Here is a 23,538-nt window from a genome sequence, read left to right as displayed (position 1 = left end):
GAACTCCGAACGCATGAGGTACACCCCTACCTTAAAATTGAGCACTCGCTTAGTCGCTTTTGTCACCATGATAGTGATCATTGCGATGTTCATTCTATTTCTCGGTGGGACACTCTCGTTTCGTAGTCTAGGTCAGCAGTATCTTGATCAATCCTTGCAGGGAATCGTTGAGGTTGTGGACAAGGAGATGGAAGACCCTGACGCTGCCTACTCTCTCCAACGCTGGATGCCTAAAATGCTCCAAGCGTCGAACATCGTCGAAATGGAGCTCTCCTCCTCGTACGGCGTGATCTACCGTTTCAAAGACACGTCGTCCAAAGTCGAACCCGCACTCTTGTATCAGCAATCGTATCCGCTCGAGCGCAATGTCGGTTATCAGATCGATTTTAAAGCGGTGCCTCCTTACATTGGCTATGGCTACTCGCTGCAAGCCATGTGGTCAATCACCATGGCAATTGGTTTGGTCATTTTCTGTTTGATGCAAGGGGTGAAATGGCTGAAAGAGCAACTCTCGGGCAGCGAGCGGCTTGAAGAGCGCGGGCGGATGATTTTGGCGGGGCGAGTGGAAGAGTATGCGAAAGGTGACCCCACAGAGTGGCCTTACACCGCCAGTCAGGCGCTCGATACCTTGATTGAAGAGTTGCAAGATGCGCGTCAAGAGCGCAGTCGATTTGATGCCTTTATTCGTACTCAGACGTTTCTTGATCAGCTGACCGGAACGGCAAATCGTGTCCTCTTTGATAGTAAATTGGAGTCAGCATTATCTGAAAGTGGCTCAAGAGGTGGCATTTTGCTGCTCAGAGTGGATGATTGGGCGCTGATTCGAGAAGAGTACGGTGAAAAGCTTGCGAATGACTTTCTTATCGAGGTCGGAGAGGGGCTGAACAATGTGATTCAACGCTATCCTGATCTGATTTTGTCGCGCTACTACCAGTCAGACTTCGCGATTTTTGCCCCGCATTTGTCGAATAAAGAAGTGGCGAATTTGGCGAGTGCCGCGCTCAAACAATTGGCGAAATTAACCCCGCCCAACCCGCTTGATAAAGACAACTGGGTTCATATTGGCGTGAGTATGTATCACGAGGGAGAAAGTCAGGGCAGAATCATCGACGAGGCGGAAACCGCGCTGAAAAGTGCTCAGCTGCAAGGCAATAATACTTGGAGCCGATTCAACAAACATACCTCTCCAGAAGAAGACCGAGGTAGCGTTCGTTGGCGAACCTTACTCGATATGGCATTGGCACCCGATAAGCTGCTGGTGTTTGCGCAGCCTTGTTATTTGCTGACGGAACAACAAGAGACCCAGCTCGATCATTTTGAACTGTTTGCACGCATTAACGATCCCGAAAAAGGGGTACTTAAAGCGTCGCGTTTTATTTCTGCCGTAGAGTCAGTGGGTTATGGCGCCACTTTAGACAAATCCATGTTGACGTTGGTGATAAAGAGAATAAAATCTCAGCATTCTTCAGTATGTTATTCGCTTAACCTTGATGTAACGCCGTTCGCGGAGCGAGAGTACTTCAAGTGGTTTCGAGATGAGCTGTTACAATTGACCATAGCTCAGCGCGGCCAGTTGATGTTTGAGTTCTCTGAAGCTCGTCTGGTTAAGCATTTAGATTATATGCGCCCAGTGATCAAAGTGATGTCTGGGTTAGGGTGTCGCGTGACGGTCGGTCAGGCTGGGCGCTCCATTGTGAGTACACACTACTTAAAAGATCTCTCTATCACCTATTTAAAACTGCATCGCGGTTTGGTTAAACAGATCGAGCAACGGCATGAAAATCAGCTCTATATCCGCAGTATGCTTGGTGCGTGTGCGGATAAGAAAACGCAGGTTATCGCCGTTGGGGTAGATAATAAATTAGAATTTAGAACCTTACTTTCTCTTGGTGTCGAGGGTGTGCAGGGGCGGTATTTTGAGGAAGAGCGTCAGCTTATTCCGGAAAAATCGGCGACTCAGTCCATCTCTGCTCCGCCCAAAGTGCAAGTAGGTCGTAGAAATCGTTGGCGGAAAACAAGCAGCTAAATGGACATTAAATCACTGATTGGTCACTTCAAACCAAAGTCAAAAACCGCGCCCAGTTTGTCGGTGGTGGTGCAGCCTAGTGCGCTGCATTTGTCGCTGCCCGAGCATGCGGAGCAAGTCGTTGAGCTCGCTTGTGATAGCCAAAACTGGCAAGAGATACTCCTTAACGCACTCAAGCAACATAAGGTGTCTCAGGGCACGGTCAATGTCGTGCTTCACTCTGGCTTGTACCAAACCTACCAGATAGAAAAACCGAAAGTGCCTGAACAGGAGCTCAGCGCCGCCCTACCGTTTTTGATTAAAGATCTGATTTCTGAAAAAGTGACCGATGTGTTGGTGGACTCCACACCGATGCCAACCAGCAGCAAGCTGCAAGTGTATGTCACGCAGAAAAAAATGGTGTTCGGACTTTATCAATCACTCAAATCGCTAGGGCTAACGCTCAATGCTGTAGCCGTGGAAGATGAGCTGTGGGCGCACAGCGCAGGAGAACTGACACAATTTCTCTTGCTGCAACGTGCCAAGCAAGGACAATTTAAGATCAGTGCATTCGTTGATGGGCACAGCGTGTTTCAGCGCACCATTCGCGGCGTTACGCCGCCTTTGACTGGTGTGGCCAGCAGTTTATTGCAGCTAGATAGCATCGCTCTGGAATTACAACGTTCGGTCGATTACCTCTCTTCACAGATGCGCTCGCTCTCTTTGCATCAGATGAAAGTGTGTTGTGATGAAGAGGATCAGCAAGAGATCGCCGATGCGCTCTCTGAGCGCCTGAGCGTTAAAGTTGCGCCACTGAATGATGAGTCGGTGGAGTCGGCCCATGTGCTGCTGCGTGCTGCGCAGCAAACGGTCACGATGGTCAACCTCTTCCCTGACAGCCTCAAACCGAAGAAACAGCGCTTTACCTTAACCAACGTCGCCATCGTGTGGGCGGCGTTACTGGTGGTTTGTGTGTTGCTCTACGGTTATGAGGCCATGCAGCAAGGCCAACTCGGTAAAGAACTGGCGCAGTGGAAACAACAAGAGAGCAGTTTGGACGCCGAAGCAAAAGCGCTGACAGAAAAGCTCGCCAAGCACAAACCTGATGCTGCCAAAGTGGCGGCGGTGGAGCGGCTGAAGCAAGAAATTGCCGCCACGCGAGACTCACTCCATGCGGTCCGTCAATTTGATCAGTCTGCCCAAGTGGGCTACTCCGGGGTGATGCGTTCGCTATCCGAATTAGCCAGAGACGATATCTCGCTCGACTCGATCGCTATCTCATCCTCATCACTCGATCTTAAGGGCCTAGCAAGAGAAGCTGCAGCGATTCCAAGCTGGGTGAGCGAATTTAAATCCGAACTCAATTTGGTCGGTCGTTCGTTTGAGCAGTTGAGTATCGGCCGTAATGAGCAAGACATCATTACGTTTGAGCTGAAAACAAAAGGAGAATCCAAATAGTGGCTAAGGTATGGATTCAATGGAACGATAAGTTTGCCAAGCTCAGCGCAAGAGAAAAGTGGCTGATCACTTTGTGTGGCGTGGTGTTGATCGTCATGGTGATGTTTGTCTTGTTGATAGAACCCACGATAAAGGCCAACGAGCAACTGAATCGTCAAGTGATGACCAGTAAAGCCAACGCGCAGCGCCTCGAAGGGGAAGTGCTGCTCATGACAGCGAAGCTTAAACAGGATCCTAACCAAGCGATCAACCAAGAGTTTGAGCGTTTGTCTATCGAAAGTCAGGCGCTGTCAGAGGAGTTGGCAAAAACCATTGAGGGATTGCTAACCCCAAACCAAATGGCGCAAATGCTTGAAAGTGTGTTAGCCAGCAGCAAAGGTCTGCGATTAGTCTCTTTGCAGTCGCTCAAAGCGGAGCCGATTATGCGTAAAGGCAATCAAGGTGAGTCGGGCTACTATCTTCACCCTGTACAAATTGAGCTCACTGGCGACTTTTTCTCTATCGTCACCTATCTCGAGACATTGGAGTCCATGCCAAGCAAGTACTATTGGCGACGCTTTCACTATTCGGTCGAAAGTTACCCAACCGCGCGCTTGGTGATGGAAGTTTACACCCTAGGGACAAGGCAGGAGTTTATTGGTGGTTAAGCAGCTTGTTTTGGCCGCCATCGCGGCATTTGTTGGCATCGCGTTGCCCTCACAGGCATCCGATGATCCTACCGCGCCCCTTGGGTGGGTCAAACCCGCAGAGGTGGCGGTGGCCACCAAACCGAAACGCCCACCGTTGCCCAAAGTGCAAAGTATTGTCTGCCATGAAATGAGCCCATGTCAGGCGGTATTAAGCGGGAAAGTGGCGCAGCGTGGAGATACCGTAAACGGGTATCGAGTCAGCCGTATCGAGCCAGAACACGTGGTGCTCGCTCGCGGGAATCAGCAGTGGACACTGTCTATGTTCACACTAGATATTAAGCAATAAGGTCAGTGGAAGGATATGCGTAAACTTGCCATAGCAATAACAATAACATCTCTGGTGGGCTGCTCGATGGGCCATCGCGATCCGGTTGAAGTCAAAGCGGCCTTGAATGAATCCATCAATGAATCAAACAGTCGCGCTTTGACCGATTTGCCTCCGGAAGTGAGTGCAGACTTGATGCCTGAACTGAGTGACAGCGGAGCCAATCGCGCCAAAACCTTAAAGCGTTTTCGCGTTAAAGCGGACGGTGTTGATGCGAAAGCGTTTTTCACCAGTTTGGTGGTAGGGACAGAATTTAGTGCCGCCATCCATCCAAGCGTTGCAGGTAATATCACCCTTAATTTAACCGATGTGACCATGGATGAAGTGCTGGCGGTGGTGCGCGACCTCTACGGCTATGAGATCAGCAAATCGGGCAATGTGATTCAGGTTTACCCTGCGGGGCTTCGAACCGTGACCATTCCTGTCGATTACTTGCAGTTTACGCGTTCAGGGCGCTCGTTGACCTCGATCACGACGGGAACCATTACCAATACAGACACCAACTCATCGAGCAGCTCCTCCAGTTCGAGCTCCTCGTCGACTCGTTCGGCAAGTTCAACTAAAGGTGGAACGGAAATTGAAACCACCAGTGAAAGTGATTTCTGGCCACAGCTGCAAACCGCCGTCTCACAGCTGATCGGTAATGATCGCGGCCAAAGTGTGGTTGTCACGCCGCAAGCCAGTGTGATTACCGTGCGCGCGTATCCTGACGAAATTCGAGAAGTGCGTAATTTCATCGGCGTCTCACAACAGCGTATGCACCGCCAAGTGATCTTGGAAGCCAAGATTTTGGAAGTCACCTTAAGTGATGGCTACCAGCAAGGGATCAATTGGTCGAAGGCGTTTTCATCCAACGGCACCGATTTTAGTTTAGGTCAAGGGAGTATTAGTGGGGATGGAAGTGTCTCAACTTTACCTGGACTTGATGCCATTGGAACCTTGTTGGGGGGACAGACTAATTTGGTGATTTCTAGCGGGAGTTTTGATGCTGTGATCAGCTTTATGGCTACACAGGGAGATTTGAATGTCTTATCTAGCCCACGAGTAACGGCATCAAATAACCAGAAAGCGGTCATTAAAGTAGGTACTGATAGTTACTTCGTCACCGATTTTTCGACAGATACCGATTCGAGTAGCTCTACAACAACTACTTCAACGGATGTTGAGTTAACGCCTTTCTTCTCAGGTATTTCATTGGATGTTACGCCACAAATTGACGATCAAGGCAATGTATTACTCCATGTCCACCCTGCTGTGATTGATGTCAGTGAGGAGACTAAAGAGATAACCTACGGCAGCAATAGCCTCACATTACCTCTTGCCACTAGTTCCATTCGAGAGTCGGATTCGGTGATTCGCGCCCAAGATGGTGACGTAGTGGTTATTGGCGGATTGATGAAATCCAATACCCTAGATCAAACCTCGAAAGTCCCATTTTTAGGTGATATTCCAGCGCTCGGGCACCTATTTAGAAACACCAGCCAAATTACCCAGAAAACCGAGCTAGTGATTTTGCTTAAACCGACGGTGGTCGGGGTCAATACTTGGCAGAAAGAGCTTGAGCGCTCGCGTGATCTCTTGCTTGAGTGGTTCCCTGACGATAACTAGGTCATGTATTTAGAGCACTTTGGTTTTTCTCAGCAGCCGTTTCATCTCACGCCCAATACCGAGATGTTTTTAGGCTTAGCGCCGCACTATGAAGCGATTCAAACCGTGAATGCCGCGCTCAGCATGGGTGAGGGCGTGATCAAAGTGACGGGAGAAGTAGGCACAGGGAAAACCATGGTGTGTCGGATGATGACGCGTCACTTTCTCGATCAAGTGCAATTGGTATTTCTGCCCAACCCCGCATTGAGCGGCGATAAGCTGCGCTTTGCGATAGCCAAAGAGCTGGGCGTGTCATCGCAAAATGAGCTGAGTGTGGTCGATGATATCCACAACAAGCTGATTGAGCTGGCCCAGCAAGAGAAAAAAGTGGTGGTGTTGGTCGATGAAGCGCAAGCGCTCAGCGATGATGCACTGGAAGTGTTGCGACTGTTTGGCAATTTGGAAACCGAGCAAAGCAAACTTCTGCAAATCGTGTTGGTGGGTCAGCCAGAGTTGGATGAGCGCCTCTCGCAGCATCATTTGCGTCAGTTTCGTCAGCGCATCACCTTTAATGCTAAGTTGAGAGCGCTCAATTTAGACGAAACGGTCGCGTACATCGATAACCGCTTAACGCGCGCGTCAGCACCGGCGAGTCTGATGTCTCTGGCGCATAAAAAGGCCGTATGGCGCGCGAGCCAAGGTTATCCGAGATTGATCAACCAAGTGTGCCACAAAGCGTTGGTGTCGGCCTTTAGCAAAGGGGCGCATCAGTTAACGAATCAAGACTTGTTTGACGCTATTCATGATACGTTCGATACCGTTAAACCCAAATTTAAACACCCACTGTTGTGGGGGTGGAGTTAAACCATGAGTGCCATCAACAATGCTCTCACCCAATTGACGGATAAACAATCCGGCGCCAACGAGACGATGCAACGTGCCGTCGTTGCGCCCGTTAAACAAGTGCGTGTCCTACCTTGGGTGGTGGGGAGCTTTTTCTTAAGTCTGGCAGTCGGTGGTTTTGCGCTCTCTCAGCAAGAGACAGCAATCAGCCAGATGACGAAAAAGCAGAACGTTCCGCTATCTGACGCGACTCCAGTACCTTCACCAACAGCGAAACTCACCTCAAGTGCTCAAGCCGTCTACGTTGCGCCTGAGAAAAAATCGGCACCATCGACTCAGCATGCCTCTTCGCCATCTAGAGCGCCTTCCCCCATAGTGGTCGATAAGCCCGCGGTGGAGAAACCTGTTTTAGTTGCTAAGGTAGCAACGCCGCTAAGCGTCACCGAGGTAAGCGCCACCGAGGTGCAAGAAGAGAGTATGTCCATTACGTCGCGTAGTACTTCAGTTGGTGGCACTGTTTCGAATAGCATTGTTTCGAGTAGCACGGTCTCGAAGGGAAATGAATCGAGCGGCAGCATGGTGGTGGAGCACGTTGAACTGACCCCTGCACAATTGGCTGAGAAAGCGCAGGCGCGTGGGCAAAAAGCGCTTGAGAGTAACAATTTTAAAGAGGCCCTTGAGCATTATCATCAAGCGCTGAACTACACCCCGGAAGAGTTTGAGATTCGCAAACGTCTTGCGGCGCTCTACTATGGCAAGGGGGAAGTGCGTAAATCGGTCGATATTCTGCAAAAGGGCATCAGCCTAGACAAAGAGAGCAATGAGCTGCGCATCGCGCTGGCGACATTGCTCATCAAAGAGCAGCAAAATACGGCGGCGTTGACCGCGGTGGCGTATCTGCCACGACAAGCCTCGGTGGAGTATCTCTCTTTGCGCGCGGCACTGGCACAAAAGCAGCAGCAAAACGCCCTCGCCAAAGAGAGTTATCAAGCACTCACTGAGCGTGAGCCCGACAGCGGGCGCTGGTGGCTTGGTTTGGCGATTGCCAAAGAGCGCGCGTTTGAATTAGACGGCGCGCAACAAGCGTATCAGCAAGCCCTATCGAATCTCGGCTTATCCAGTCAATCTCAACAGTTTGCCCGCGACCGCCTCGCCATTATTGCTCAACTACAGGAGCCCACCCGTGAAAATTAAACTCAGAAAACGTCTCGGTGACTTGTTGGTTGAAGAGGGGATCATTACCGAGCAGCAAGTTGAGCAAGCGCTGGCGGCGCAAAAATCGACCGGCAGAAAGCTCGGTGCTGCGCTGATTGAACTGGGCTTTTTGACTGAGCAGCAGATGCTCTCGTTCTTATCGCAGCAGCTTAATGTGCCGCTGATTGATTTGGCGCGCGCGAACGTTGATATCGATGCGGTGCAAGTGTTGCCTGAGGTGCACGCAAGGCGTCTGCGTGCCTTAGTGATTGGTCAAGAGGGCGACACCCTGCGCGTGGCCATGAGCGATCCGGCAGACTTGTTTGCCCAAGAAGCGCTGCTTGGGCAGCTGTCGCAATACAACATCGAGTTTGTCATTGCCCCCGAGAAGCAGTTGGTGGATGGTTTTGACCGTTACTATCGCCGCACCAAAGAGATCGCCTCCTTTGCGGAGCAGCTTCAAGCTGAACACCAAGTCACGGACGCGTTCGATTACACCATTGAAGATGATGACAGCGAAGAGGTGACTGTCGTTAAACTGATCAACTCGCTGTTTGAAGATGCGATCCAAATCGGCGCTTCCGATATTCACATTGAGCCTGATGCGAATGTACTGCGCTTACGTCAGCGTATTGATGGTGTGCTGCATGAAACGCTACTCAATGAAGTCAATATCGCTTCCGCTCTGGTACTGCGCTTAAAGCTAATGGCCAATCTTGATATTTCAGAGAAACGCTTGCCACAAGATGGCCGCTTTAATATTCGCGCCAAGGGGCAATCGGTCGATATTCGTATGTCGACCATGCCGGTTCAGCATGGTGAATCGGTGGTGATGCGTTTGCTCAACCAATCCTCCGGTATTCAAAAGCTTGAAGCGTCAGGCATGCCAGACGATCTCTTGGTTCGTTTGCGCCGTCAGCTCAAACGTCCACATGGCATGATTTTGGTGACCGGCCCAACCGGTTCCGGTAAAACCACCACCTTGTACGGCGCACTTAGCGAGCTCAATAGCTCAGCGAAAAAGATCATCACCGCCGAAGACCCGGTGGAATATCGCTTGCCACGGGTTAACCAAGTTCAAGTTAACCCGAAGATAGATTTAGACTTCTCAACGGTGTTGCGTACCTTCCTTCGTCAAGACCCAGACATCATTTTGATTGGTGAGATGCGTGACCAAGAGACGGTGGAAATAGGCCTGCGCGCTGCATTGACGGGTCACTTGGTACTCAGCACGTTACACACCAATGATGCCATTGATAGTGCGCTACGCATGATGGATATGGGCGCGCCGGGCTACTTGGTTGCCAGCTCAGTGCGAGCCGTGGTCGCGCAGCGTCTAGTGCGTAAGGTGTGCCCAGACTGCAAAACAGAAGAGACGCCCGATGAGAGCCGCAAGTTATGGCTGGCTCAGCGTTTTCCGAATCAAGCAGAGGCGACGTTTGTGCGTGGTCGTGGTTGTCAAAACTGCAACCTGACTGGTTATCGTGGTCGTATCGGTGTGTTTGAAATGCTCGAACTTGAGCTAGATATGATGGACAAACTGCGCGCCAATGACGCGGTTGGCTTTGCTCAAGTGGCAAGGCAATCAAAAACCTACAAGCCGCTGCTTGCCTCTGCGATGGAACTGGCGCTGCAAGGTGTGGTGAGTTTGGATGAAGTGATGGGGCTTGGCGAAGGCGACTCCTCTGGCTTTAACCAAGCGATTTATCTCTAAGGTGAGCTATGCCGAGTTATCGTTACCAAGGGCGTAATCTAGAAGGGGCATCGGTGTCGGGGGTGCTTGAGGCGCCGACACAAGACGCCGCCGCAGAGCAGTTGATGAACAAAGGCATCATCCCCACCGAGCTATCGTTAGGGGGTGGCAGTAGTGGCTTTAACATCGATTTAAAAGCGCTGTTTACTCCCAGTGTGCCGCTGGAAGTGTTGGTGATTTTTTGTCGTCAGTTATACAGCTTGACCAAAGCAGGGGTGCCGTTACTGCGCTCAATGAAAGGCTTGACGCAAAACAGTGCTCACAAGCAGCTGACCGAAGCGCTAGAAGAGGTGACTCAGGAGTTGACCAACGGTCGCAGTTTGTCTGCGTCGATGAAAATGCACCCGAAGGTGTTTAGCCCGCTGTTTGTCTCCATGATTGGGGTCGGTGAGAACACAGGTCGCCTCGACCAAGCGCTGCTGCAACTGGCGAACTACTACGAGCAAGAAGTGGAAACCCGTAAACGCATCAAAACCGCGATGCGTTACCCAACGTTTGTAATTTTGTTTATCACCGTGGCGATGTTTGTACTCAACGTCAAAGTGATTCCGCAGTTCTCTAGTATGTTTGCCCGTTTTGGCGTCGACTTGCCGATGCCAACCAAGATCTTGATGGCGACTTCCAGCTTTTTTGTTAACTACTGGACTTGGATGGTCGCCGCGATTGTCGCGGCGCTGTTTGCGTTCCGCTCTTGGGTAGGGACGGATAATGGACGAGAAAAATGGGATAAATTTCGCCTGAGGATGCCGGTGGTTGGAGAGCTTATCAACCGCGCTCTGCTGTCGCGTTTTTCACGAACTTTTGCTCTGATGCTCAAGGCGGGCGTGCCGCTTAACCAATCATTAGCGTTATCCGCCGAGGCGCTGGATAACCGCTATTTAGAAAATCGTTTGATGGAGATGAAAGCGGCAATTGAAGCAGGCAGTACCGTCTCCTCCACTGCCGTTAATAGTGGCATTTTTACCCCATTGGTGATTCAAATGCTGTCGGTGGGGGAAGAGACAGGGCGCATTGATGCCTTGCTAATGGAAGTCTCTGATTTTTATGACCGAGAAGTGGACTACGATTTAAAAACCTTAACCGCTCGAATTGAGCCGTTCTTGTTGGTGGTGGTGGCGGGCATGGTCTTGATATTGGCTCTCGGGATCTTCTTGCCGATGTGGGGCATGTTGGACGCAATCAAAGGATAGCGTCATGGTGATCGAGCGGGCACGGTTGGTGATATGGCTACTGTTGGTGATCATCTTGATCATGACGTACAGTATGGTGTGGCAAGATGTTGAACATCAAGCGGACGACGCCGCCTTTGCCGTGGCGTCCAAGCGGATTGTGGAGCGAGCCAGTTACTATAGACAGCAATGGCTGCTCGCCAAGCAACCGACGTCGCTCACGATTGAGCAGCGTAAAGTACATTTTTCCGCTAAGGGGTGGGTACTGCCCCTTAACGAGCAAGGGGATGTGGATTGCGCGTACTGGTATCGCGCGCTCTACCCTGAAGAGAGAGTATTACGGCAAACTCCGCAGCATATTTCAGATGAATCTGATTTGCGCGGTTATATTTGCCATTATGATTACTCGTCCGATCAAACGATCGTGATGAGTTTAAAAAACGGTAAGTTTTTGACTAAGGTCGTTTTTCTGGCGCGATAGGTCGGTATAATCGCCATCTTTCGTAGCGTATCTATGTTTTATCCGTATAATACGGCGTACTAATTACTGGGTTGCAACTATGTCTAACAAACAGTTTGGTTTTTCTTTGGTGGAGCTCGTTGTGGTGATCGTTGTGGTCGGCCTACTGGCTGTCGCCGCGCTACCACGTTTTCTCGACGTGACGGATGAAGCGAAAAAAGCCAGTATACAAGGTGTCGCTGGTGGATTTGCCACGGGCGTATTGTCTGCTCGCGCGCAGTGGGAAGCTGAGGCAAGGCCATCGGTTACCATCAACGCGGAAACCTACAATACGGTCAATTACGATGGCGTAGACTTCTGGCTAACGCGATCAAAAAACAGCAACGGTGCCGATACCGGTTTTCGTGATGGTTACCCGCAAGCATTAAACAGCAACAACGTAGACTACCCAACCAGTTTGACCGATCAAGCCTGCGTTGATTTGATGGACAACCTGTTGCAAAACCCTCCTCGAGTTGGCACTGTAGCGGATGTAAGCAGTGACTCGAACATAAAGTATTCTGCGCAAGCCGATAGCTCGGCCTCCACTTGTACCTATGTTCAGCAAGAAGGCACCAGCGAGCACGAGTTTGTGTATGAAATTGAAACTGGTCGTGTGACCGTAACTTTGCAGTAACCCTGCGGATATTCACTATAGAGAGATCTAACTATGAAAAGACAAGGCGGTTTCACCCTAATCGAACTAGTGGTGGTAATTGTTATTCTAGGTATTCTTGCGGTTACCGCAGCGCCAAGATTTTTGAATTTGCAGGGTGATGCGCGTGCATCTGCTTTGCAAGGTCTAAGGGGTTCAATGGCAGGGGCTTCTGGGATTGTGTATGGTAAATCAGCAATCCAAGGTATTGAAAAGTCTATTAGTGGTACTGTTGATGGGAATGTGGAAGTCGTATATGGCTACCCTGCACCCTCGGCTACGGGCATCGGAAATGCGATAGAGAGCAATGGTGATTTTGCTGTCATCGAGAATCACGCAAGTGCAGCAGAAGATGTTAGTGTTGTATACTCATTTACTGGCAGTTCAACAGACAGCAAATGTGTTGTCGTTTATAAAATGACTGTTGCTGAATCAGCATCAGGGCCATCGATTACCGTAGCTGATGCAAACGACTGCTAATGATTGGTAGTTAAAATAAAAAACTGAGTGGATGTAGAGAAACCAGCAGCACATGCGAATTTCTGATTAACTCGAAGCATGATGAAACCGATATTGTCTATTCAATATCGGTTTTTTACGTTGTGTTATTCCCAATCTTTCCTTATTTATCAATCATTACCCTGCCAATCTACGTTATACTCATAACACTGTTCGGGGATGCATAACGTGATGAAACGCCAAGCGCTTAATGGATTTACTTTAATTGAATTGATCGTCGTGATTATTCTGGTGGCGATTGTCTCGCTGTATGCGGCGAGTCGCTATATTGGCAAAGACAGCTTTGCTGCCTTTGTGGCGCAAGAACAGGTAATTTCGGTGATTCGCCAAATTCAAGTCAGCCGAATGCAATCCAACCTCGCTGATGGCAGCAGTTCAGACGCCTATACTTTAACCGTGCAGCCAAACTGCGTGGGTTCAGTGGCAGGGTGCAGTAGCACAGCGGATGGCCGCAGTGACTGGGTGGCGGAATCTGGCGTGACCTTTCTCCCTTTAATATCACGCCTGGAGTTCAACCTGCTTGGTGAGCCCGATCAAGTCATCACGGTTCGAATCATCGCTAGTGGAAGCCAATGCAATGTCAACATTGCGGCGAATGGCTATGTCTCGAAAGGGAGCTGCTTATGAAATCTCACAACGGCTTTACTCTGATCGAGAGCGTGATTGTCATTGTGGTGATGGGGCTGGCAATGGTAACGATAGTCAGTTTTTTGTCGCCGCAAATTGCGCGCTCCGGTGATCCACACTATGACACGCGAGCGGCAGCGCTCGGGCAAAGTGTGATGACGCAAATCCTTGCCCGCGGTTTTGATCATTATAGCGATAATCAAGGAGGGTTGGTGCGCTGTTCGTCTTCTGTGGATATCGGCTCTAAGATCTGTTCGGGTTTGGCCGGTAGTGAGACGCCTAATTTGGGGCTTGATATCGGCGAAACGGATGATGAGCCGGGGTTATACGATGATGTCGATGATTTTATCGGCTGCTGGGTACCTAATGGCCCGGGCGGCGAGAACCAATGTCGCGACCTCAATCATTTAGTTAATGATACCTCTGGCAGTTACAAAAACTTCCGTTTGGATGTGGCGGTTGACTACGCGCAGCCAAACGATGCGTCACTAAAGAAACTTGAACTGATGATTTCTGCGAGCAATCACCAACCCGTCACTTTGATTGGTTTTCGGGGGAACTACTGATGAGAAGCACTCGTGGTTTCACGCTGATTGAAATGATCCTCACCATTATCGTTGGTGGGATTTTGGTGCTTGGTATTGCAGGCTTTGTTGAGTTGGGTGCGAAAGGGTATTCCAATACAGTCGAGCGCCAGCGCTTACAGACGCAAGCCAAATTCATCATTGAGAAAATGTCTCGTGAGGTTCGCCACGCCGTACCTAACCTGTTTACCTCCGACGGTGATTGCCTTTCCTTTTACCCGATTGAATATTCGGGCTTTTACGCAATTTCAGGCGCAGACATTCATTTTGTGGTTGGGCAAGATGCACCAGATGGAGGTACTCTTGATGCGAGTAGCTTTAACGGTCTCTCTATGGTCATCAACCCCACAACAAGCTTAGAGGTTATCGACAACACGATTGCTTTGGATAGTAATGTCAGCGCGCTCTCTGGTGGCGCTTTTGCCATTTCCAGTGCCGCGTCATCGCTTGTGACTCATTCGATTGCTAATCGTCACTATATTTTTGATAAAAATACTGAGCGTGAATATTGTATCAGTGGTGGTGTGGTGTTGCGCGATACCTACCCTCTGTCTGATTCTGTCATCCAATCTGGTTCGCTCGAGTATCTTCCAGCCACAGTACAAAGTAATGGCTTGGTCCATATCAACGTTGAGTTTGCCCAAAATGGCGAAAGTACACGATTTGAGCAAGATATACAGGTGATCAATGTTCCGTAATTCTCAGCGTTCTCAACGCGGCAATTTGTATATTGTGGTGATTTTTGTCCTGGTTGTGATGGGGTTCTTAGCCACTTCTCTTGGTCGCATTGAATGGTCTAACCGTGATGCTCACACACGCGACGTCCTCGGCACACAAGCGTGGCTTTTGAGCCACTCCATCAATGAAGTAGCGATGACGCTGTTTTATCCCCTAGATAGCCAAGACTCCGCCATTGCCCAGCGATGCGCTGACACCGACACCCAAATACAAGAACAAGCCGAACAGCTACTCAGCACTGTCCCTTCCTGCCGCTTGGCAGAGATCTCGTGTGAGAACCGCGGCAGTTTAGATGGGGCGCAATTCTATATTTTGGAGTCGGCCGTGACCTGTGGTTCAGGCGTATCTGAGGTAAGACGCAGTCAGCAGATCTGGGTGAAGGAGTAGTCTATGTGTCATCGATTGAGTTCGTGGTGTTGGGCGGTGGGTATGTTGGTTTTGTTTGCATTCAGCGGAAATGCCTCAGCAAATAGCTTACCAACTACGCAACAGCAGTGTACGGTTCAGGGTAACAAAGACTTTGTCATTGAAATGACAGTGACGGGGAAAAACACGCTACAGGAAGTCTATTTTACTCAAGGGAACAAGCGTGAGCAGACTATTTGGTACACGAAAACCTATATTGATGATAAAGACTACATCTTTAATGATCAGAGCCTAGTGTTAGGGCAACAATATCAAATCCGCATTGAATATGACGTTACGACCGAGACAAATGCCCAACTCTACTATTATCGCCGAATGGGTGGCGATCTTAAATGGGCGCTGATCGCAACTGAGTATGCGGAAGTGAAAAATGGAAATTTAAATGGTGTCAATATTGGGTTAGACACACTGGACTGCTATCAAAGGGAAGTGCAACCGCCTACGGTTGACCCTGACATTCCTGATATCTGTCCGTATTTCCCTGCTCCTGTTGCCACTAACAACTACTACGATGGTAAGCCATGGTCTAGTCAACTTAGTATGAGTGGTGATCGCAATGTACTGGAACTAGAAGATAAAACGCCACTCTCTTTTAATTTGGTGAGCTTTACAGGACATAACAGTGGCTGCTCTTATGCAGGTGGTACGCCCGAGTCTTGCTTGTATGATAGCCAACTCTCTTTCCCTGACTTTCCGATTTCGTTACCAAGTTTTAAGGCGGGAACTTCGAGCGTAACTTGTGCGGATGGATGTAAAATGTCATTACTTGCAGGTCTTTACGACAAGATCACTATAGGACGCAACCATAGCCGAATCACTTTTAAGAGCGGGGAGTATTGGGTTCAGCACCTTAACTTGTCGAGTCACGATGCCAAGCTAGAAGTCGAGGGCAAGGTCATCATCCATTATCAAACGTTAACTCTCAATGGCGACAGAGTCAGTTTGAATGGTGCTGGGAGTTCCAGTGATTTAACCTTAATAGGCCATGGTAGCAATGCAGAGATTTCGACGAGTAACAATGACATTAAAATTCGAGCTAGTCTGTATGTTGATCCTGTCAATGAGTTTGGCTTTATACACTCTGGCGCTAGGCTAGATTATCAAGGTGGGATAGTGGTGCCACAAATCTTGTTTACCAACAATGACAACACCATTACTGCTCGTTTGAATTCAGCTTGTGAGGCTCCGCCAGTTAATGATTACCTCTTGCAAATTACCCCATTGACTGATCTCGCCCTGACGTGTGAAACCATCGATGTTCAAGTTCAAGTCACCCAAAAAGATGGTACGCTAGCTACAAACTTTACTGGTACCGTGACGGTCGAACAGACCAATGGAAGCACCCAGATACTGACACCTGAGTCTGGCGTACTGGATCAATCTATTGTCCTCACATCCGATACAGTCATGACCAAAAAGGTCACGGCCTATATCACCGACAACCGCACGCAAACCGAGGTCGAGGCCCAGTATAAATTCGTGCCTTATCGGCTAGCGCTCTCTCCAAATCCACTTAGCGTGATTGCTGGCAAAGCCGAAGATATCACAGTGCGCCCGTTGGAATGCAGTGATAGTGGTCGTCCTATCTCAAGTGTTGATTTTGAGGGAGTACGAGAACTGACGCTGTCAAAGACGGTTTATGATCAACCTACTGATCCGACTTACTCTGCGCCGATTGAGTTACGCGCAAGCGATAGAGAGGGGGATTGGGTCAGTGCACCTGATGACCTTGTTCTTGAGTTTAACAAAGTCGATGGCGAAATCGTGGCGGTAACCCAGCTTCGCTACGCAGAAGCAGGCGAGGTTTCATTGGCCTTAATGGATCAAGAGTGTATCGAAGATGCCGAGGGTAATCTCAAATGCAAAGATTACAGTGGCAGCCAAACCGTCCTCGCTCGTCCTTGGACGTTTGCGATTTGTGATGCGCCCGATGCACCAAGATTAGAGACAGGGAGTTCAACATCGGGCAACGGATTTGTTGCCGCTGGTGAATCATTCTCAACGCTCATCAAACCCATTGCTTGGCAGGGAAGCGATGGTCAGCAAGACCCCGACCAGCAAATCGAAACGACGCAAGCGGTATGTGATAGTGCCATCGTCACGCAAAACTTCTCGGCGGAAAGTGCGCCTAGTGCGACGATATCGCTTGCAGCGCAACTTGCTTCCCCAAATGGAGGCGCGCCTGGTCATTTTACTGACACCTCCATTGCACATTACCCAAGCAACATAGATGGCGGTGTATATCAACTGGATGATTTAAGCTGGAGTGAAGTGGGCAGCCTAAAACTGTATACCAGTGCAACGGAGTACTTAGGGCAGAAAATCAACATCGGGTATCGTCATGTTGGCCGTTTTTATCCAGCCTATTTCAGCATTGATAAAACAAAGTGGCATGTGCCTAGCAGTCAAGGGGAGGCAGCATATTTAGGTCAACCCTACGAGGATGTCGAGGTAGAAGTCTATCCCTATAACGCTAAGGGGCAAAAAGTCCGAAACTACTCTCTTTTCTCTCCAACGTATCAAGCACAACTTGCACTTGAAGGCGAGTATGAAGACAGGATTCTTGGTTTTGATACTGATGATGCTTGGCAAGACGATGGTATTAATAGTGCCATTTGGAAGCCCGATCTCAATAATGTCATCTTTTCTCGTAAAGCGGATGGGATCACTACGACTAAGGAAGATGGTCCGTTTAATACCAATGACCTGTTGTCGACAGAAACGGATTTTAAGTTAACTCTTTCTGGTCTTGACCTAGTGTCGTTTGCAAACGATGAGGTTGTGCTTGAGGCAGAGTTGGCAGAGCAGCCCCCCGCGCGTTATGGTCGTATGACATTATCAGATGTCGGTGGGGCAACGAGTGCCGACATCCGTGTCCCGCTTCGTGTGGAATATTTTGATGGTCGTCGCTTTGTTACCAATGGAGAAGATAATGCTACCGAGTTTGACAGCGGTTTGCAGTGTATTTTATCCGGTGTCGATACGACTGCTGCTTTTGGCAGTGCTGGCCATCAAGTAGAGAAAGGTATTAGTCAACAGTTGTTTGTTTCACGTGATGTGTCAGATATCGAGCGACTTGAGCAAGTTCGATTGTTTTTACGTCAAGGTGATGAAGTTGGCGCAAACCCCAATGATGTTGAATGCAACGGTCACTACACTCAACCTTGGTTGCAATACAACTGGCGCAGTAAAGGCGATGAGGACCCTTCTGCGATGATCACCTTTGGCATCTATCGCGGTAACGATAAAATCATCTTTCGTGGCGAAAGAGGGCTCACTGGTCGATAAAAACATTGGCTTGGTTTATTTATTGTTGTGATATGAGTGATTTGGGTGATTTTGTCACTGACAAACTAGTACGTTCAGGCTATTTTTAGAGTGTTCCGTTAACCATCTATTGACAAGGTGGTGTCCGTTGTCCGTTGTCCGTTGTCCGCTTTGGAGTGTAACGTGCTAGTGTCTAGGTTGTGCCGTCTATTCGTGTTGTTGATCGCCTTTTGGTCTGCTCATGCTTTCTCTGTCAATACCAATCCTCAGTTTGAGTTTGGCACCATTGCTGCTGAGGACTGTACCGTGACAGGCCCGTCGGTCTCATGTACGTTCAATTTCAGTAATACCTACTCTTCTCCTCCCTTGGTTTTTGTTATGTCGACGATTGATGCCAGTCGTTCCAACTTTGATACAAAAACAACAGAATACCCCTCCGATTTACGTGTTATGTCGGTCTCCGAGAGTCAAGCGACGGTAACGCAGCTCATCCCCAACCATGATGCTGCTTGTGAGACGCTCAGATGGCAAGGCAACCGCTGGCGTTGTGGTGGGAGTAACGATGACCCTGTGACTTATGTCGATGCACCGATGGAAAACATCGATTATTTCGTTATGGAACCGGGCGTGCTGGAGTTCAGTAGTGGCGCGAAATTGGTGGCAGGCTTGGTGTCATACAACCGGACATATTCGAATGCGGGCGGCGGTGGCAACAGTCGTCTAACGGTGAATTACAACAGTTATGGGTTAACGAGTAACTTCGACTCTGACCCTGGGGTATTGGTCCAGATTCAATCGACCAATAATATCGACCCGAACACTCTTGAGCCTGTGTGGCTAACACCCATTGCCCTTAATCCATCACGTTCCAACTTTAGTTTGATCTTGGACCGTTCTGAAGTGACCTCTAACGCCGTACTGCCCATTGACGAGCAAGTGGCGTTTGTCGCAGGCCTAGGTGAGGGCTTCGTCAATGGGCGTAAATTCTGGTTAGGCCAGGGTTCGACACGAAACACGCTCAATATTAACGATCAGGTGATTAAGCCCATTACGGAAGGGTGCCAACAGGTCAGTGCCTTTACAGTGTCAGGATTCAACAATGTTCCTACGTTGCTGGCAGCAAAGCGGACTCGAAATGGTAATAACGGTGGGTGGCTAAGGCGCTGCTCTGTCTCTAAAACCGGTGTGGCATTAATTAATGAGGAAGACATGGCACGAGATTCCGAACGTGCTCACGTTGTGGAGCCTTACTCCTATTTCTTATTCGATAAGCCACCACTCAGTGCGGAATGTGCGCTATTTCCTTCACCAGCACAGACATGGAAAACAAATACCACTGGCACGTTAAACATCGATAATAGTGCGCAAATTCTAGGGGCGAAGCTAGCGAATGGCTATCGTTATGTTGGGTTTCCTCAAGCCTCAATAACAGGAGATAACCAATCTCGAGCATGTGATGGCATTGCATGCCTAGGTGATACTGGTCTTCAAGTGGACAAGCAAGAATTAGAGAGCTTTCAATCACCGAATAGTGGTTTGGAAACAGTGAGTATTTCGGGGGAAAGTCGAACGTTTTCAAATGATGAAGCGATAGGGCACCTTTCTGTCGGTAATGGCAGCGCGACGTTTACTTCAGGAACCTATTGGGTTGAGTCTATCGATATCAACAATAGCGGAAGAATTGTGATCCCGGATGGCGAGAGAGTGACGATCCACATTAAAAGTATCAATATGAGCCAGGGCACTTTTTTTGGTGAAGAAGGGACTGGGCAGTTTGTTTTGCTTGCGCATGATTTAGGAAGTGCTTTGGTTGATTTAAATAGCGATGCTGAATTTGTGGGCTTGTTATACAGTGAAGCGCGTGTCGTTTTAAGCAATGCGGCGATCGTTCGAGGCGCTGTGACCGCGAGATCCATTTCTATGAATAGCATGGCCCAAATCATCGCCACCGATAACCACTGTTTCCAGCCTGCCGATGACTACACAATAGAGCTCACCCCACTGACCGACATCAGTTTGATTTGTGAAGATATTACCTTAACCGCAACCGTCTATAACGGTGATAATGCCGATACGACCTATAACGGCGTGGTGTCATTTTATCGTGGCAACGAGCTACTCGGTAGTGCGAACGCGGCGAATGGTGTTGCTAGTTACCTATTGAGTGCGACCCAATCTCAGGTGTTTGATAACCTTTATGCACAAGCCACCTTAGGGGGCAGTGCGGTTCAAAGCGAAACCTCAGGGGAATATCGTTTCGTACCGTTTCGATTTGAGGCGGACGATCAGTTTATGGTTGCCAGTAAGCCGAGCGAAGTTTCCGCTACGGTATTGGCTTGTAATGATGGGTCAGTGGTGGCCGATCCGGCTTACAGTGGCACGCCTCATATTACCTCCAACCTTATTCAGCCAAGTAGCGGCACAGGGACATTGAGCTACACGCCGCAATTTACAGGCGGACGCTCTAACGACACACTGCTATTTAGCGAGTCAGGTCAATTAAACGTGACGCTAACGGACAGCAATTACGAGTGTACAGGGTTTGACGGTTGCCCGATTGATGGTGGTGGGGAGTTAACTGGGGCATTCTTGGTCTACGCAAGACCATGGACGTTCGCCATCTGTGGGTCATTGAAATCCGGGACCGCGTCGGGCGGTGACGCTTTTGTTGCAGCGGGCGAGCGTTTTGAGTTAAACGTGCGTCCTATTCGCTGGCAAGGGACTAACGAGACAGGTGAGATTGAGACCTCTAGCTATTGTAGCGATGCAGCAGTCACGAGTAATTTCTATGCGTCTGATGCCCCCACCGCTGTGGTGCAGCTCTCTAGTGCGCTGCATACACCCGCTGATGGCACCTCGACCGCACTGCTCGCTTCAGATAGCGGCTTGGAAAGCGATCATGATGCCGCAAACCCGATTCGCTTTTCTGATCTCTACTGGGATGATGTCGGCAGTTTGACGATAAAAGCCAACACTCAAGATCCTTATTTAACGATGAACATAGATACTGGATATCGCCATGTAGGGCGTTTCTATCCGAAATATTTCAAAGTGGCAGAGAGTCCTTTGACCGACTGGCGCTACCCCAGTGGGCAGTCGTTTGTTTACATGAACCAGCCGCTGGATAGCGTCACTTTTTATGTTGAAGCGCTCAATGCCGATCAAGAGCTCGTCAATAATTACATTGCCAACGGTTACGCTGCGTCGTTAAGGGCGAATTTCGCTCTGTATGAGAACAATCCCACCTATACCACGCGTTTCAGTTCGCCGCTACCGACCAAGTCTTGGGGTGTCGGTGGGCAAAGTGTGGGGGAATTTGTGGTGAGCTCGTCTGCGTCAGATGCTTGTGGTAGCACAGAGCTGTGTTGGCTAAAAGCAGAGACCGCAGTGGGGTATGAAGATGGTCCGTTTAACACTGGCGGGTCAGCGTTATCCTCAGCGATATCGATTACAACGGTTGGGGTGACTAATGCTGACCCGATTGACTACCTACCGGGTAGTGTTGATGCCACTTTACTGACTCAACAGCCGGATATTCGCTTCGGTCGTGCCGTTCTCACCGGTACGGGTGGGACGATGACGGATGATTTAGTAACGCCACTGCGCGTTGAGTATTGGAACGGCTCTCAGTTTGTGACCAATAATGAAGATAGCTCCACTCATGTCTATGGCGTGAATGATCCCAGTACCAACTACCACTTGTGGGTTGAAGATGGAATGACTCCCGGTGATGTGGCGCTAGAAGAGGATGGCGCGCTGCAATCTGGCCGGACAATGAAGATCGAAGCAGACAATCAATCTGATGTGCGCCAGCAGACGCAGATATGGCTGGATCTTGATGCAGGCAACAATGATCTCCCTTGGCTGACCTATCGCTGGGCGGACGATAGACGAGCGGATGAAGCCAATGGCGAAGAAGATCCTTCAACTGTCGTGACCTTTGGTATCTTCCGAGGCAGCGATCGCGTTATCTTCCGCGGAGAACCAGGATTAACCGGACAATAATTTTGCTCAATTCTAGCACTCGGTTAGGAATCTGTTAGAAATTGCGGGTTTCTGCCCATGTTTAGACGTCAATGCCTTGCTGTAGTGGCAAGGCATTGGTACATTTAGTGCAATTTTCTATCTTATAATTCTTTCAGGACGAGCGAAGAATATGTTCAAAAAACTTCGTGGCATATTTTCAAATGACCTATCTATCGATTTAGGTACTGCCAACACTCTTATTTACGTTAAAGGACAGGGCATTGTTCTTGACGAGCCTTCCGTAGTGGCGATTCGCCAAGATCGTAACCGTGCGGGTAAAAGCGTGGCTGCGGTCGGCCATGCAGCAAAACAGATGTTAGGTCGTACTCCAGGTAACATCTCAGCAATTCGTCCTATGAAAGATGGCGTGATTGCCGATTTCTACGTGACCGAAAAAATGCTGCAACACTTTATCAAACAAGTTCATGACAACAGCGTGCTTAAGCCAAGTCCACGTGTATTGGTGTGTGTGCCTTGTGGATCAACCCAAGTTGAGCGTCGTGCGATTCGTGAGTCAGCACTGGGTGCGGGCGCGCGCGAAGTGTACTTGATTGACGAGCCAATGGCAGCGGCAATCGGTGCTGGTCTGCGTGTCTCTGAGCCGACCGGTTCTATGGTGGTTGATATCGGTGGCGGTACGACAGAAGTAGCGGTGATCTCGCTCAATGGTGTGGTGTATTCATCGTCAGTGCGTATCGGTGGTGACCGTTTTGATGAAGCGATCATCAACTACGTCCGTCGTAATTACGGCAGCTTGATTGGTGAAGCGACGGCGGAAAAGATCAAACACGAGATCGGCTCGGCGTACCCGGGCGATGAAGTGGTTGAAATTGAAGTCCGTGGTCGTAACCTTGCTGAAGGTGTGCCGCGCAGCTTTACCCTAAATTCCAACGAGATCCTTGAAGCGCTGCAAGAGCCGCTGACGGGCATCGTCTCGGCGGTGATGGTCGCGCTTGAGCAGTGTCCGCCAGAGCTCGCGTCCGATATCTCTGAAAACGGCATGGTATTGACTGGCGGTGGCGCACTGCTGAAAGATCTCGATCGCTTGCTTACAGAAGAAACCGGTATCCCAGTTGTGATCGCAGAAGATCCACTGACTTGTGTTGCACGCGGTGGTGGTAAGGCGTTGGAAATGATCGACATGCACGGTGGCGATCTATTTAGTGAAGAATAA

The 23,538-nt window shown here is 49.5% G+C and carries 19 protein-coding genes; all 19 read left to right on the top strand.

Annotated features, from left to right (window positions below; genetic code table 11):
* Positions 1-13 precede the first annotated feature (13 nt).
* The 19 genes from csrD (at position 14) to AC6R10_RS09470 (ending at position 23,538) form a co-directional block, all read left to right on the top strand.
* Positions 14-2,026: an RNase E specificity factor CsrD gene (csrD, locus tag AC6R10_RS09560; protein ID WP_500672097.1), complete on the top strand. Its 2,013-nt coding sequence runs from the start codon at positions 14-16 to the stop codon at positions 2,024-2,026.
* Positions 2,027-3,463, top strand: a complete 1,437-nt coding sequence (locus tag AC6R10_RS09555; RefSeq protein WP_500672096.1) for an MSHA biogenesis protein MshI — start codon at positions 2,027-2,029, stop codon at positions 3,461-3,463.
* Entirely contained in the window at positions 3,463-4,110 is a 648-nt protein-coding gene (locus AC6R10_RS09550) for a type II secretion system protein GspM (RefSeq protein WP_334555028.1), read from the top strand. Before AC6R10_RS09555 ends, AC6R10_RS09550 begins: the two co-directional genes overlap by 1 nt.
* Positions 4,103-4,438 (top strand): MSHA biogenesis protein MshK, encoded by a 336-nt coding sequence (locus AC6R10_RS09545; protein WP_500625665.1) that lies wholly within the window; start codon positions 4,103-4,105, stop codon positions 4,436-4,438. Before AC6R10_RS09550 ends, AC6R10_RS09545 begins: the two co-directional genes overlap by 8 nt.
* 15 nt (positions 4,439-4,453) lie before the next feature.
* Entirely contained in the window at positions 4,454-6,085 is a 1,632-nt protein-coding gene (gene mshL, locus AC6R10_RS09540) for a pilus (MSHA type) biogenesis protein MshL (protein WP_487901787.1), read from the top strand.
* Positions 6,086-6,088: 3 nt separating this feature from the next.
* Positions 6,089-6,928 carry an ExeA family protein gene (locus tag AC6R10_RS09535; protein ID WP_500637883.1) on the top strand — a complete coding sequence of 280 codons (840 nt, stop codon included), beginning with the start codon at positions 6,089-6,091 and terminating at the stop codon, positions 6,926-6,928.
* Between the two features lie 3 nt (positions 6,929-6,931).
* Entirely contained in the window at positions 6,932-8,101 is a 1,170-nt protein-coding gene (locus AC6R10_RS09530; protein ID WP_500672095.1) for a tetratricopeptide repeat protein, read from the top strand.
* The gene (mshE, locus tag AC6R10_RS09525) at positions 8,091-9,815 is read left to right on the top strand and encodes an MSHA fimbrial ATPase MshE (protein ID WP_500672094.1); all 1,725 of its coding nucleotides are present in this window, start codon (positions 8,091-8,093) and stop codon (positions 9,813-9,815) included. The genes AC6R10_RS09530 and mshE overlap by 11 nt, the downstream gene beginning before the upstream one ends.
* Positions 9,816-9,823: 8 nt before the next feature.
* Positions 9,824-11,044, top strand: coding sequence for a type II secretion system F family protein (locus AC6R10_RS09520; protein ID WP_487901783.1), 1,221 nt, complete (start codon positions 9,824-9,826; stop codon positions 11,042-11,044).
* A 4-nt stretch (positions 11,045-11,048) separates the two neighbouring features.
* Positions 11,049-11,504, top strand: coding sequence for an MSHA biogenesis protein MshF (locus AC6R10_RS09515; protein WP_500672093.1), 456 nt, complete (start codon positions 11,049-11,051; stop codon positions 11,502-11,504).
* Between the two features lie 79 nt (positions 11,505-11,583).
* Positions 11,584-12,159 (top strand): prepilin-type N-terminal cleavage/methylation domain-containing protein, encoded by a 576-nt coding sequence (locus AC6R10_RS09510; RefSeq protein WP_500672092.1) that lies wholly within the window; start codon positions 11,584-11,586, stop codon positions 12,157-12,159.
* A gap of 33 nt (positions 12,160-12,192) precedes the next feature.
* Positions 12,193-12,657: a prepilin-type N-terminal cleavage/methylation domain-containing protein gene (locus tag AC6R10_RS09505; RefSeq protein WP_500672091.1), complete on the top strand. Its 465-nt coding sequence runs from the start codon at positions 12,193-12,195 to the stop codon at positions 12,655-12,657.
* Positions 12,658-12,867: 210 nt separating this feature from the next.
* Entirely contained in the window at positions 12,868-13,323 is a 456-nt protein-coding gene (locus tag AC6R10_RS09500; RefSeq protein WP_500672139.1) for a prepilin-type N-terminal cleavage/methylation domain-containing protein, read from the top strand.
* The gene (locus AC6R10_RS09495) at positions 13,320-13,889 is read left to right on the top strand and encodes a type IV pilus modification PilV family protein (protein WP_500672090.1); all 570 of its coding nucleotides are present in this window, start codon (positions 13,320-13,322) and stop codon (positions 13,887-13,889) included. Before AC6R10_RS09500 ends, AC6R10_RS09495 begins: the two co-directional genes overlap by 4 nt.
* Positions 13,889-14,605 (top strand): PilW family protein, encoded by a 717-nt coding sequence (locus tag AC6R10_RS09490; RefSeq protein WP_500627095.1) that lies wholly within the window; start codon positions 13,889-13,891, stop codon positions 14,603-14,605. The genes AC6R10_RS09495 and AC6R10_RS09490 overlap by 1 nt, the downstream gene beginning before the upstream one ends.
* Positions 14,595-15,032 carry an MSHA biogenesis protein MshP gene (locus AC6R10_RS09485; protein WP_500627094.1) on the top strand — a complete coding sequence of 146 codons (438 nt, stop codon included), beginning with the start codon at positions 14,595-14,597 and terminating at the stop codon, positions 15,030-15,032. The genes AC6R10_RS09490 and AC6R10_RS09485 overlap by 11 nt, the downstream gene beginning before the upstream one ends.
* Before the next feature lie 3 nt (positions 15,033-15,035).
* Positions 15,036-18,359: a hypothetical protein gene (locus AC6R10_RS09480; protein ID WP_500672089.1), complete on the top strand. Its 3,324-nt coding sequence runs from the start codon at positions 15,036-15,038 to the stop codon at positions 18,357-18,359.
* A 162-nt stretch (positions 18,360-18,521) separates the two neighbouring features.
* On the top strand, positions 18,522-22,343 hold the full coding sequence (locus AC6R10_RS09475; protein WP_500672088.1) for a DUF6701 domain-containing protein: 3,822 nt from the start codon (positions 18,522-18,524) through the stop codon (positions 22,341-22,343).
* 151 nt (positions 22,344-22,494) lie between these two features.
* Entirely contained in the window at positions 22,495-23,538 is a 1,044-nt protein-coding gene (locus AC6R10_RS09470; protein WP_500672087.1) for a rod shape-determining protein, read from the top strand.

Source organism: Vibrio sp. R12-SG2-ISO1 (assembly GCF_059834045.1).
Note: the sequence above shows the minus strand (reverse complement) of the source record. Positions and strands in the feature narration are given on the sequence as shown.

Excerpts from the sequence above, each read along its gene's own strand:
- csrD (WP_500672097.1), top strand. The coding sequence starts at position 14 with ATGAGGTACACCCCTACCTTAAAATTGAGCACTCGCTTAGTCGCTTTT.
- AC6R10_RS09555 (WP_500672096.1), top strand. The coding sequence starts at position 2,027 with ATGGACATTAAATCACTGATTGGTCACTTCAAACCAAAGTCAAAAACC.
- mshL (WP_487901787.1), top strand. The coding sequence starts at position 4,454 with ATGCGTAAACTTGCCATAGCAATAACAATAACATCTCTGGTGGGCTGC.
- AC6R10_RS09535 (WP_500637883.1), top strand. The coding sequence starts at position 6,089 with ATGTATTTAGAGCACTTTGGTTTTTCTCAGCAGCCGTTTCATCTCACG.
- AC6R10_RS09530 (WP_500672095.1), top strand. The coding sequence starts at position 6,932 with ATGAGTGCCATCAACAATGCTCTCACCCAATTGACGGATAAACAATCC.
- AC6R10_RS09520 (WP_487901783.1), top strand. The coding sequence starts at position 9,824 with ATGCCGAGTTATCGTTACCAAGGGCGTAATCTAGAAGGGGCATCGGTG.
- AC6R10_RS09515 (WP_500672093.1), top strand. The coding sequence starts at position 11,049 with ATGGTGATCGAGCGGGCACGGTTGGTGATATGGCTACTGTTGGTGATC.
- AC6R10_RS09510 (WP_500672092.1), top strand. The coding sequence starts at position 11,584 with ATGTCTAACAAACAGTTTGGTTTTTCTTTGGTGGAGCTCGTTGTGGTG.
- AC6R10_RS09505 (WP_500672091.1), top strand. The coding sequence starts at position 12,193 with ATGAAAAGACAAGGCGGTTTCACCCTAATCGAACTAGTGGTGGTAATT.
- AC6R10_RS09500 (WP_500672139.1), top strand. The coding sequence starts at position 12,868 with ATGAAACGCCAAGCGCTTAATGGATTTACTTTAATTGAATTGATCGTC.
- AC6R10_RS09495 (WP_500672090.1), top strand. The coding sequence starts at position 13,320 with ATGAAATCTCACAACGGCTTTACTCTGATCGAGAGCGTGATTGTCATT.
- AC6R10_RS09490 (WP_500627095.1), top strand. The coding sequence starts at position 13,889 with ATGAGAAGCACTCGTGGTTTCACGCTGATTGAAATGATCCTCACCATT.
- AC6R10_RS09485 (WP_500627094.1), top strand. The coding sequence starts at position 14,595 with ATGTTCCGTAATTCTCAGCGTTCTCAACGCGGCAATTTGTATATTGTG.
- AC6R10_RS09480 (WP_500672089.1), top strand. The coding sequence starts at position 15,036 with ATGTGTCATCGATTGAGTTCGTGGTGTTGGGCGGTGGGTATGTTGGTT.
- AC6R10_RS09470 (WP_500672087.1), top strand. The coding sequence starts at position 22,495 with ATGTTCAAAAAACTTCGTGGCATATTTTCAAATGACCTATCTATCGAT.